This window comes from Bradyrhizobium sp., from assembly GCF_035309285.1.
In the GTDB taxonomy this organism is placed as follows: Bacteria; Pseudomonadota; Alphaproteobacteria; order Rhizobiales; family Xanthobacteraceae; genus Bradyrhizobium.
Genome location: NZ_DATGFH010000172.1, coordinates 12,983 through 25,667 on the forward strand (window position 1 = coordinate 12,983; position 12,685 = coordinate 25,667).

General features: G+C 56.8%; 5 protein-coding genes and 1 pseudogene. 2 read left to right on the forward strand and 4 right to left on the reverse strand.

Features of this window, described 5'->3' with window-relative positions; all coding sequences use genetic code 11:
- The first annotated feature begins 369 nt into the window (after positions 1-369).
- Together VKR55_RS31370 and dinB are read left to right on the forward strand one after the other, a co-directional pair.
- A complete protein-coding gene (locus VKR55_RS31370; protein ID WP_324409312.1) occupies positions 370-1,095 on the forward strand; it encodes an SOS response-associated peptidase in 726 nt (241 codons plus the stop codon).
- On the forward strand, positions 1,092-2,198 hold the full coding sequence (gene dinB / locus VKR55_RS31375; RefSeq protein WP_324409278.1) for a DNA polymerase IV: 1,107 nt from the start codon (positions 1,092-1,094) through the stop codon (positions 2,196-2,198). The genes VKR55_RS31370 and dinB overlap by 4 nt, the downstream gene beginning before the upstream one ends.
- 231 nt (positions 2,199-2,429) lie before the next feature.
- Here the strand turns inward: dinB and VKR55_RS31380 are convergent, their stop codons facing one another.
- The 4 genes and pseudogenes from VKR55_RS31380 to VKR55_RS31390 all read right to left on the reverse strand — a co-directional run bounded on the left by VKR55_RS31380 (position 2,430) and on the right by VKR55_RS31390 (position 12,602).
- Positions 2,430-5,795 carry a DUF499 domain-containing protein gene (locus VKR55_RS31380; protein WP_324409279.1) on the reverse strand — a complete coding sequence of 1,122 codons (3,366 nt, stop codon included), beginning with the start codon at positions 5,793-5,795 and terminating at the stop codon, positions 2,430-2,432.
- Between the two features lie 18 nt (positions 5,796-5,813).
- Positions 5,814-7,778, reverse strand: a complete 1,965-nt coding sequence (locus VKR55_RS31385; RefSeq protein ID WP_324409280.1) for a hypothetical protein — start codon at positions 7,776-7,778, stop codon at positions 5,814-5,816.
- A gap of 1,104 nt (positions 7,779-8,882) precedes the next feature.
- Positions 8,883-9,053, reverse strand: a pseudogene (locus tag VKR55_RS33145) (DUF1156 domain-containing protein); the annotation flags it as partial.
- A 9-nt stretch (positions 9,054-9,062) separates the two neighbouring features.
- The gene (locus tag VKR55_RS31390) at positions 9,063-12,602 is read right to left on the reverse strand and encodes a helicase-related protein (protein ID WP_324409281.1); all 3,540 of its coding nucleotides are present in this window, start codon (positions 12,600-12,602) and stop codon (positions 9,063-9,065) included.
- Between the last annotated feature and the right edge of the window lie 83 nt (positions 12,603-12,685).

The window sequence follows — 12,685 nt, forward strand, 5'->3', positions numbered from 1 at the left end:
CCGATGGCGCCAAGATACGCGTGAGGATCTGCGGAATCGACGCCCCCGAACGCGGGCAAGCTGGTTACGGACAGGCCGCCGGCGTGCTGTCGAGCATGATCGAGGGAAAAACGTCCATTGCCTTCAAGTCGGGGAAGGTACCGTCTGCGACGGGCGGTCCCGACCTACCAGCCGGGACCGCATCGTGGCACAGTGCTTCCTCGACAAGGTCGACATCGCGGAACAGATGATCAGGTCCGGCACCGCGTGCGACTGGCCCAAATTCTCCGGCGGCAGGTACAAGATCAGCGACACCACCTGCTCACGCAAATAGGATTCGACGCCGTTCAAGGGCCGTTCGTGCGGCCGCCAAAGCAGACGAGACACCCCGTGTGCAATCTCTACTCGATCACCACCAACCAGGCCGCCATCATCGCGCTGTTTCGGGTGATCAATCGATATGTCGGCAATCTGGCGCCAATGCCGGGCGTGTTTCCCGATTACAAGGCACCGATCGTGCGCAACGGACCTGGGGGCCGCGAACTCGCCACGGCGCGGTGGGGCATGCCATCGTCATCAAAGGCGTTGATGGACGCCACCAAAAAACGAGCCGAAAAGCTGCAAGCCAAGGGCAAGCCGGTCGACTTCAAGGAATTGCTTCGAATGGAGCCGGACGGCGGCACGACGAACATCCGCAATGTAAAGAGCAAACACTGGACCCGCTGGCTCGGCGTCGAGAACCGTTGCGTGGTGCCGTTTAACTCTTTTAGCGAGTTCAACAAGGTCGAAGGCGGCGATATCTGGTTCGCACTCGATGAGACCCGCCCCCTTGCCTGCTTCGCCGGCATCTGGACCAACTGGACCTCCGTCCGGAAGGTCAAGGAAGGCGAGACGACCAACGACCTCTACGCGTTCCTCACGACAGAACCGAATGCCGAGGTCGGCGCCATCCACCCCAAGGCGATGCCTGTGATCCTGACGACGCCGGACGAAGTCGAGACCTGGATGACGGCCCCTCCGGACGAGGTCTTGAAGCTGCAGCGGCCACTTTCGGACGGGTCGCTCAAAATCGTCGCCCGCGGCGTCAAGGAAGATCCGGCCGGGCAGACAACGTGACTGTCGAGGACGAGGACGATCAGGCAGTTCCCCCGGACCGCCAGCGCAAGATCATCCACGTCGACATGGACGCCTTCTACGCGTCCGTCGAGCAACGGGACAATCCGGATCTCCGCGGTAAGCCGGTCGCAGTCGGTGGATCCCAGGAGCGGGGCGTCGTGGCGGCAGCCAGCTATGAAGCGAGGAAGTTCGGGGTGCGCTCGGCCATGCCGTCCGTCACGGCAAAACGGCAATGTCCCGATCTGATCTTCGTGAAGCCGCGCTTCGAGGTCTACAAGGCGGTCTCCCAACAGATCCGTGAGATCTTCGCAGAGCATACACCGATCATCGAGCCGCTGTCGCTGGACGAGGCCTATCTCGACGTGACCGAAAATCTGCAAGGCATTCCGCTGGCGCGAGACGTGGCGTTCACAATCCGTGCGAAGATCAAGGAAGTAACCGGCCTCAATGCTTCGGCCGGCATCTCCTACAACAAGTTTCTGGCCAAGCTCGCCTCCGACTACCGCAAACCGAACGGCCAGTTCGTCATCACGCCAGAGATGGGGCCGGCGTTCGTAGAAAACCTGCCGGTCGGCAAGTTTCACGGCATCGGGCCGGCTACCAGCAACAAGATGAACGCCCTCGGTCTCTACACCGGCCTTGACATGCGCAATCAGTCGCTCGAATTCATGCAGACAAACTTCGGGAAGGCCGGAAGCTACTACTACTGGATCTCGCGGGGCGTGGACAACCGTGAGGTCCGCGCCGACCGGATCCGCAAATCCGTCGGCGCCGAAAACACGTTCTCCACCGACCTCACTGACTTCGACGCCATGGTCGTTGAACTCAAGCCGCTCATCGACAAGGTCTGGCGATACTGCGAAGGCGCCGGCAACCGGGGACGCACGGTGACGCTAAAGGTAAAGTTCAACGACTTCGAGATTATCACGCGCAGCAAATCCGTCCCCGTCGCGGTTTCGAGCTGCAGCGACCTCGAACTCATATCGATCGCTCTGCTACAGAACGAGATGCCGGTCCCCAAGCCGGTCCGACTTCTTGGCGTCTCGCTATCGGCGCTGCAGCATGTCGACGACGCGGAATCGCAGCTAGCGCTGCCGATGTGATCGCGTCATGTCATTTCCCTTTCAGGTCGATCGTTGAGTTCAATCTGTCCCGACAGGATCTTTGGGAGAAGACGATCACGCCCTTCCTGCCCCGTTGCGCGCGAATGTGGTCCTCCAAGGCCACGTGATCCGGCGATCGGCCCGAAAGCGAGGCCCACCCCCACGCGATTAAAAGCCCAGACGTTGCGTCACGAGCTAGGGGGCTTATATCAGCGAACGAACTCGGCGCATTCAACCGAACGCTTCGGTTGCCTTGTTCAGTGCAGCTCCAAGCTTCACGGCCACCTCGGGCGTTGGCATTTCACCTTCAGCAAACTCAACCGTCACTTTGAATCGAAGGGTCAGATTGCCTGCCGCAGCCAACACATCTCCCATCGCTTCGACAAGCTCTGTCAGCTGACTGCTATCCAGCACCCCTGATCGAAATCCGGCTTGGCCGTAAGTCGATTTTGGAACCGCCTCTTGCATGACCGGTGCGTATTGTCCGCCAGCAGGTGTGACCTCAGGCAACCCAAGTTCGAGAGATGCGGCTTCATGAAACTGACAAGGCCATGATACGGCTCCAGGAAATACACGCAGAAAGCCACTATTCAGCGCGCCCGTTATGGCAGCCTCGACTAACTTCCAAGGCATCGATGTCACGCCACGCTGCGCAGCGACGGCCTGCTCGATTGAATGTGCTGTCGCCTTACCTCCGCTCCATGCGTCAGGCAAGGCCTCAGGAGTAAGGGATGAAACGTCGATCGGCTGTGGGGGAATTCGAAGGATAGCTGTCTTCGAAACAATCCCCGGGGGGGGCAATTCGCCCCAAATTGAAGCTGTTCCGCTCGTCAACCAAGCGGAACCCGCCTTTACCGCCGCTGCCACCGCCTCCAGAATTTTGCCCTCTGGACAACGCGGAATGGGCTTTTGTTCGGTCCAGCCGTCTTCGGGGTGGTCAATCGTAAGCACATAGCCGTCGAAATAGGAGATGAGATCAGCGACCTTGACTCCATTTTTCCAGTCGAGGCCCTCCAGTTTCGATGGTGCCAGCAGGCTTGCATCGATACCGTCAAGCATAGCCGCCGGGTTCTGCACGGCTTCCAATGCATCGTCGTTAAGCGCCTCTTCATCGATCTGTGTACGCCACCAGGTGCGCGCGCTTCCGTCGGGCCGTTGAAGCGAAAGTACGAATAGGCCCTGCTCGCAACCATTTGCCACAGTATCCAGCAAATCCTTACGGCGAAGCATCTTTGGAAGCTTCGGCTGTTCGGCAAAAGCACCCACGATGGTTTTTACCCTCCGCCTATCTTCATCTTCGCGCCACAAATCGAAACCACTTCCCGAACCGGGTAGTAATGCATCGGGCGCCAGAGCTACGTCAGTAATGCGAGATTTCGAATCTTCCTTGATCGTAGTGAACAGCGGCTTGGCCGGATCCACGGTTACCTTGAAAGCAATGACTGAATCGTCGCTCCCTCTTGTAACCACGATACAATATGCCTGCCTAATAGCGTCGACGATGTCCTTCTTCGACCCAGAGACGGCACTGTCCAGCATTGAAGATCGAACCGGGTCAACTGCCTGGGACGAAAGCTGCGCTTTCACCTCCAGCCAAGCCAGATAATCTTTCACCCTTTCCTGAGCCTGGGCCATTCCCGCACGATCCGGCGCGGCAATCACAATGGCATTTTTGGCAGAACGAGGGTTGTGAGGACCAGTAACCTCTTCGCAGAAGCGCACCGCTGACGCAGACGGTTTTCCAGATTCAGACTGTGCATTCGGACCAAGAATAACGTACCGAAATTCACCATCGTTTGGCACTTGATCCGGACCGGTCGGCAGCTTGTGAACGCGAGCGCCTAGCGTCGACGCTCCGGCATCCAGCCACTTAGCAACCTTTATTTCATCAAGAAGCATCTCGTCGACAGCAGATTTTCCAACTCGATTCACTCGGGCGTCATCATGCATCTGCTTAAGATTCGGCTGGAAGCCAAGTCTCCAGGTTTTTGGAACGCCACGAGATCCGTCCGCGCGCTTCTCGGCGCTGTCGAGATGCATTTCATCCAAGAACCAAGAGCGAGTGGCCCAAGACTGCAGACCTTTCTCTAGCGCAATCTTGTCGGGTTTCGATGCGCCCAAAAGCGAATAGAGATCTGTAAGGCGCGCGTGGTTAGCGCCTTGAGGCTGCGAGTGCAGGAACGTACCGGCCACGGCCTGCTCGACCTCACGCCCGGTGAGCGCCGGTAACTGTTCTTGAGCTTCCCGAGCAAATCGTAGCTCTCCCTGCAGAATAGCAACCCAATCTTGTGGGGGGCCGTCCACCTGATCGACCCGTGCTACTCCCGCGAGGTCGCTGAGCGCGGGTGAAAGCTTGTCTTCTCCCGGTTGCGCCAAAAGTATGGATGCTCCCGCGATCGGAGCAGTGTCCCAAGTCTCAGCATCGCGCAACGCGACGGCAAAACTACGAAGCACACCTCTAGTGCGCTGGAACAAGGGAAGGCCACTTGTCCACTTTGTGTAGAATACCTCCATCATTGCCGGATCGAATGGGAAACTCGCGAGATACTGTTTCTCTCTGTCGTCACGTTGCTTTGCTGTCTTGGCAAACTCCGGGTCGGTTGCAGACAGTGCCTTCACTACGGCAACAACGTTCGGGCGAAATGCCTCTTGGTCTCTTATTGTATCTGGGTCAAGGAGCCGGCGTCGAAGAATCTCAGCGACGTCATCTTTTCCGACCGGTTGAAACGGTTCATCCTCCTTGCGTCCCATAATGTTCGACATATCAGAAAGAAGCTGACGCCCAAACGGATCATCGCGCTTAGGATCTGATGCAAGAAGCGAAACGATCATCGAAGCAGTGCTCACCTTTGCTACAGCCTGGGTCAACGACTGGAGGAAATTCAAGAACTGCTCACGAAATTGCTCACCGCGAATCGGATCCTTCGCCATCTCGCCCGCATACATGAGCACTTCATCGAATAGAATGAGCGTAGCAAGGCCTTCCTCGCCGGGCATCTCCAGGAGCTTTTCCAATGCCAGGTCACGCGGAGGAGTTTCCCGTTCTTCGTCCTTTCCATCGGCGCGTAGGACTCGCAAGCCGTCAGCTCCGGCGACCTGAAAGGCAATGATACTCCACGGATACTTCAGGGTGCGCTGCTCGCCCGACGGACTCAGCACCGGCACGCCAAGCTCCGGGTCAAGTTTGTCGAAGCACACGGCTGCCACACGCGCTTTGGGCAAATCACCGCCCATCGCGCTTACAAATTCCTTCACGGCAGGTAATTCCGGAAGCGCCGCTGAATCTCGAAAAAGATGGGTTAACGTGACTAGAGTATGCGTCTTGCCGCCACCATAGGTTAACTCCAGCTGGCGTATCGCCTTATCGCTCTTCCCGCGAAGTCGTTCAGCGGTGGCCGCTGCGATGTCACGTTGAGCGCTCGTGGCATAGCTGAGAGAGAAAAATTTCTCTGGGTCTTCATAAAGCGGACGTTTACCCGTGCGATTAACAACGTCGAACAGATCCGCCGCAAATTCTTGCAAGGAAAGTTGCCCAGTTCGCACATCTTCGCGGACCCTAACAATTTGCGCCCAGGATTTAGCAGTGTTCGCCGACATGGTCTTTCTCCCGGGTTATCAAAAAATAAGGGGCGCTTGTGCAAGCATGGAAATGCCAGCACGCGACCTCAGATGATTGCTAATGGACTCCAGAATTGGCGCTTCATCGCCTTTGTCGTCGCGGCGGGCTAGTTCGATTAAGGCCTGCACGAGTTGAGCAAAAATTGTGTCGCGCGCTAATCCATTTTGGTCGAGATATGCATTTACTTTCGATAAGTCCCCGACTTTCCACAACTGCATGAGTCGGTGCACGCGATCTATCATGGGCACCGGAAGCCCACCGACCCCCTCCAAACCTAGAGACTTACGTTTCCGCTGATCCCAACGCCGAAGCCGGACCTTGCTCCCAGTGCCACCGCTCTCAGCATCCGCCACTTCTTCGTCTTCTGACTCCTCGTCCTGTTCCGTGCCCGCGTCACTAGACCCAATGGTACCCTTGCCGCCAGCGCGCACGAGGATATCGAAACGGTCAGCAAGATCTGCGTCCGAAAGCCCGCAGGACAACGCATAAAGGATACAAGCGCCAATCGGCGCTTCAGTCATACCGAAGCTGTCGCGGTGCAAGACGTAGTAAGTTGTGATGTCGTCCATGCCGATACGCTGCACGTCCTCGTCAGACCCGGTAGCGGGTTTAAGTACGCGACCAACAGCAAATTCCACCACAAGGCGACGCACCTCGCGAAGAAACTCAGACACAGGCATTTGCTCACGTTGACCAGAGCTAGACGTTTCGCGGTAGACTACCGGATGACGGCTGAACGCTTCGAGTGCCGGGCCTGTGGCAGCCCAAAGAAAATCTGGGCCACGAATGCCGGCGTCCCAAAACCGATGCATCTGGGTGCGAATCTTCTCTCGCATTTGCGCTAACACGGGACCAGAAAAACCCGGACGCGCAACTGCTGGACGTTTGCGACAAACGAGCCAAACGGAGGAAGATAACGCAGCCGCGGTAAGTGCGTTCGGACGACTGGATCGCTCCGTTTGAATAGGCAGACTTCCTTCAACAACAAACCCTGCCCGAATAACCGCGTTGACAAGGGTTTCCCATGCATCAGGATTCTTGTTGGCAAAGACAATAACGAAGATACCATCTGGACGTAGGCACGCGCTGCATTTCCGAAATACAGTCGCCATTCCGTCCTCAAAATTTCGTTTCGAAGCCTCCTTACTACCCCCGAAGCGACTCGCCTCATCAATCAGCTCACCATCGCCCTCCGCGTGATTCCACTTTGGGCCGGCTGCCGCATTGAATGCTGCGTCGATTTCGGGAGATAGGCCGACCAACGATCGTCGCAGCCAGACGTAAAAAAAATCCATCAGGTCCGAGTAAGGAATCGCATCGTAATAAGGCGGGTCGGTAATAATCGCGTCGAACTCACCATCTACTTGAGTCGCGCTACTGCACAACACTTTAGGCGGTGAAGCACCTTGCAGCGCTTCGGAATTGCGGAGAACGACTTTGGAGATCCAATCGATACCGCCAAGATAATTCCCGGTGCTACTGGATAGTGGGCTCGTTTCGGTAAAGTCCCACACGATCGGAATCGCATAGCGTGCAAACGTTCCGCGAAGCGTTTCTCGTTTGTTATTCCAGCTGCAGATCACGCTTCCATAATCAGCCAATCGGTCAATCGCAAGGGCAAGATACGCCGTCAGACTCTCGATCCAAGCAGGTGGATATCCGTGGTCGCGGAGCATAGAGGGTGCGTGTCGTATGATGTTAACAAACGTACCCAATGAAACGAGTTGGCGCGGCAGAAAGAGATGCTCCCACCGGGTCAGTCCATATGGCGGCGTTGAAAACCGAGTACCGCCGCCACCTCGACTTCCGCCCAGCGGTATAAGCTCTGTTGGCATACCGTATGGAACGGTCTGAAAAACTTCGGATAGGTCCTCGGCTGCCGACGCCGCAGCCTGTTCTTCCTCAGGTTGAGGACTCCGGTACTCTTTTCCGTGATGGCCCTCGACTATCACGGCAGTCATCCTCGTTCCTAGTCGTCCCGCCACCGACTCGTACTTCAAGTTTTCTAATGCTGTGATGTGATTGCAGCACGGACACGTTGCGCCAGCCCGCGACAATGTTCCCTGCCCCGCTATCCGATCGATCTCATTGCGCTGGTTAGCGGTACCAGATGGCACAGGAACGTCAGAGTAGACACTAAGGTTTACTCCGTCGCGTTTTCCATTTGGCTCCATTTTCAACAACGCTCGCTTAGTGCGCTTTTGGCAGAGCCACCTTGTCTTGAGGAGCGGATAAACCGCGCGACAGGCGGGGCAGCAAAGTGTGCGGGCCCAAAGGTATGCTACGGTCGGTTTAGAAATCCATCGTGGAGTGCGAGAATCACGGAGCTCTGCACCCGTGAGGTCCCTATTAAGTTCCTCTATCGCAACTGAATTGTCCCTATCTGATGGCAGGCGCTTGAGTAATTTCGGTTCAACGGCCGTCACACCATCCAACGCTTGCCACTCGGCGAACGTAGGATAGCGCGCAGAGAGTTGCCGGCGAGCTTCTGCTAAAACCCATCCGCCCCAAGCGCGGACATGCCACCCTAATGGTGCCTCTTCCCAAGGATGGTCGTCTAGCAGACCATGCTGAATCGTTTCGCCACGTCCGGCCGCGGACATCGCCTCCACTGCTTGTTCGAGTCTAGCGCCCTTAAGATCCAGAGCCTTCAAGAAGGTCGTAGCGAAGCTCGGGTCACGCATGGCATGTTTCGGCAACGGAAACTTCTGACCCGCCAAACGTTGCGGATAGTCAAGAGTGCATTTTAGGATAAGCCACGCGACAGGGTTGAGGTCGTTAGCCACGACGTCACAACCGAGCCTCATTGCCTCCAATGGGATGGCGCCTCCTCCAGAGAAAGGGTCAAGAACACGGGGAGGCCGTCCCCCGTTTGCGGCGGAAATCTTTTCGCGAAACCAAGCGACATCGGGCGAAGCCTCCTGACCCCACCATAAGATTCCACCGTCCGCTTCGACCTTCGCGGCCTCAACCTTACTGCCAGCTTCAGTCTTGGTTTGCTTCTTCAGCTTAAGCCGGCCGCCTAGCCGACGGACCAGTTGATTACGCGCCTCGTCATCAATTGGATCGGGGAGGAGCGCTGCAGCGATTGCCGCGCGCGATGCCGCCAACGGCCTTCTAGCCGGCCACAGATGCAATGTGGAAATGTGCCCATGACGCATGTTCTTCTCATGCAGAGAAGCGGCTGATGCCTCGGCCAGCGGGAACGCAGTTTCGATCAATCGTTTGTCTGACATTGGCTCGTCTCAATCCTGTTCCGCCAGAGCGCGAATGTCTCCGGCGGTAAACGTCATCCCGGTCTTTGATGCACCAAGAAGCCGAGTGAAGGGATCCTGCACTCGAAATAGATTTGGTTTGGGTGAGGCGCAGTCGAGAACAACGTAAAGCCAATAGCGTTCACCGAGATTTGCGGCCTTTGCCCACTCGTTCTGGGTCATGAAGACTTCGCCGCGATCTGCTCTACCCTTCACCTCAATGCATCGCGGCGCAGTGCCGGGACGCTCAGACAGGAGATCGAAGCCAGGAAAGTCCGATAGACCAACCGCCCGAGCGCGCGCCGCTGTAGAAACATCGCGGACGTTGCCCCGAGCATTTTCCTCATGTGAAATCGATAGCTTCACGGCGACGGCCTCAACCTGGGCGTCAAATCGCTTTTCGTCTTCGGCGTCGACTGATGGCACGATCAATGCGTGCGCGACGAAGCGTACGGGGCCGAGCATGATCTGATCTGGTTCGGCCTTGATCGCTGCAAGCCGATTCTCTCGGACTCTGGAAAGAGCTGAGTGGCGGGTTTTGACAAGTTCCAACTGAACCGACGCTTGCTTTTTTCCATCCTGAGCAGCTTGGCGGAGACGATTGCGGGCGCGTGTCAACTCCGCTTCTTGGCGGTTGAAACCTGCCTTCACGAGATCGATGCGTTGGGGCAGATCGGTCTCAACAATCGATCGGTGCGAAGCAACCAAGCCCGCGCCGAACACGTCGGACAGCCACTCGCCGGCCTCGCGCAACAGTCTCTGGCACTCGCGGCCGACAGGATATGCTCCCGGCTTCACGTCTTTCGCCCCCCTAAGAAGGAGCAGCCACTCAACGGGGCACTCCCTGATCGATCCGTCTGAATCTTGGCGAAGGCCAACCAGACAATGTTCCAGCACGTCGTCCCCGGTGGGACCTCGGCGGAGAACGGTTGTCGTCGCGAGATGGAACAACGACGCTTCCTTAGCGTGCGGGTCTACAAAGGCAGCACCACGAAGCGCATCGGAACCGAAGCGCTCCTGCAGTTCACTGGAGATCGCGTCAAAAACGGGTTCACCCGGGTGCAGCCAGATCGCCTCCTCGCCAAAACCTGGACGATGGACCATCAATTTCTGACGCGCTTCGTAGGGATAGGTTTCTATCTCAGGCGCAATAGTGTCCATAGCGCCGTGCTGCCGCACCTTAAAACGAAAGCCGGATGACACATCTCCATCGATTCCGAGCCCAAGCAAAGGCGCAGACCTTTCGACGAGCCGTTGTACATAGCCCGGCATTAGGCGGAGATACTGTTCACGCTCTAAGTCCTCGCGCATGACAGGCAATCTGGCCTTCACGTCACCACCGCCGTTGCCATAAAGCGTGCGCTCCTTAGCTTCGAGTGCGCGTAGCTGTTCTATCGTCAGCACGCCCTCGATTCCGTCTGCGACTTCTTCGCCTCGAATGGCCGCATCAAAATAGGATTTCAGCGAAACGTTCTCGAAGAGCCGTCCGATGACGTCGAACACCTTGTCCGAACCGAGTTCCTTACGGATTGTCTCCAGCTTGTCGAGCAACGTCTTCATGACCTTGCCCTCGCGAGTTTTCCACGCCACGAGATTTGCAATGTAGACGGCGTCTTTCTTCTGGCCGTAGCGATGGATGCGCCCCATCCGCTGCTCAAGTCGGGCAGGATTCCATGGAACGTCATAATTTATCATCAGCCAACAAAACTGAAGATTTACGCCCTCGCCCGCTGCGTCTGTGCCGATGAGATATTTAGCACCGCCGCTATCGATAGATTTTCGGAAAAATTCGACCTGTCTATCTCGTTCTACGTAATCCATGGCCCCGTGCAGCTGAGCCACCTGCCCGGCGAAGCCGAGACGTTCTAATTGTTCGGTGAGATAATTCGCTGTGTCCCGGTGCTCGGTAAAAACGAGCATTTTTTCGTTCGTAAAGCGCGGGTCTTTCATCGTCTCAAGCAACTTCGCGAACTTGGACTCTCGTCCAGCGTCCAGCAGGCCCTGTGCCATCTCCCGAAGACTGAGGACGCGATCCCGCTCATGGATCAGGTCCGCAAGGTTCTCAGTGACCAGCGCGCCAAGCGTCTCAGCTTCTCCAGCTTCAACTGCCTCGCCACCATCTCCGGCATCGTCATCAGCCGTGGCATTGGCAAAGAGATCGAGTTCATTATTCTCGGCCTTCTTTTGAAGATCCCGTTGCGCCTTCCTTACCGCCTCAAGGCCATTTTCCTCGATCGCTCTGATAGCTGCAGAAAGCTTTTCCGCACGTCGTTCGAACGATCTTTTCAGTGCGAATGTCGAGGACGCAAGACGACGCTGAAAAACCGCCATCGCGAGCCGAGCGGCCGATCGATTTAGCGTGGATGCCTTGTTGTAGATATCGCGAATATACTTACTCGTCTCGTCGTAGAGTTCCTGTTCGCTGCCCGGCCCTTGGGTTAAATCGAACCCGAGAGTGTCGCACAGACGCTGCGGATAAAGCGGCGTTCCGTCGAGCTTGACCATCTCTTCCTTGGTACGTCGAATGAAATGGCGTGCACGGCGCTCCCTCGGAAAATCAGCCAGCGCCTCAGGCGTGCTCAGTGCATCTGGTTCGAGCAGACGCCAAAGTGCAAAGTACGGATACGGCTTCCCCATGTGCGGCGTAGCAGTCAGCAGCATCAAGGACTGAGGCGCCCAACCCAAGTCGAACTCGGGCTCTTCCGAAACAATACCAGCGACGGATTCAGCCAATCTGTAGCGTGCTGTCTTGCGAACAGTCATATCGATCGGATCACGATCGGCCGAGAGCTTGTGAGCTTCGTCGAAGACGACAAGGTCATAGCCGTGGCCGGCTAAACCTGCTTCGCGAAGACGCGCAAAGGTCCCCTTGGAGCGAAGCGTGTCGAGGCTGACAATCGCAAAATTCGCGTCGGGCTCTAAGAAGGGATTGCCCTTTGCCGCCTCGCTGCCGCGGATGATGCGCGCTTGGATTCGAAACAGGATGCGCAATTCACGCTGCCAGTTTCCTACGAGCCCGGCTGGAGGAACAATAAGCACCCGCTGGATCAGCCTACGCGAGAGAAGCTCGCGGATAGTGAGCCCAGTCATGATGGTCTTACCGGCGCCCGCATCGTCAGCCAGCAGGAAACGGATAGGCCATGACTTCAAGATTTGGTCGTAAACGGCGACCCTTTGATGGGGCAGCGGGTCGATTAGCGAAATTTCGGTAGCGAACGTCGGGCTGGCAAGATGACCGCTAAGCAGACGAACAGACTCAGCAACCGCGGCGACGGATTCAGGGTCAGATCCAAAGTCAATTTGGGGGCTGCTTAAGGAGTTTTCACCGAGTGTACCCGCAGGCACGGCAGCGCGGCTCGCGAGACTTTCGATCCGAGCCCAGGCCAAGTCTGTGGGATCGTTTTGGCCGTTTTCCCAGCGGCTGATGGTGATGGGGGAGACTCCGACTAGAGCAGCGAATTCAGGCTGTTTGAGCCGCATGGTTCGGCGAAGACCTCGGATTCTTTCCCGATAATCAAAAGGAAGCGCCAATGTCCTCTCCTTTAAAACAACACGGATACAAAATTAGCACTTGCTAAATTCGGACGCAAGCTCGACAATTAATCACTTGTTAA

Bases quoted from the DNA above. Each gene is read 5' to 3' on its own strand.
- VKR55_RS31385 (WP_324409280.1), bottom strand. From the start codon at position 7,778: ATGACTGCCGTGATAGTCGAGGGCCATCACGGAAAAGAGTACCGGAGT.
- VKR55_RS31380 (WP_324409279.1), bottom strand. From the start codon at position 5,795: ATGTCGGCGAACACTGCTAAATCCTGGGCGCAAATTGTTAGGGTCCGC.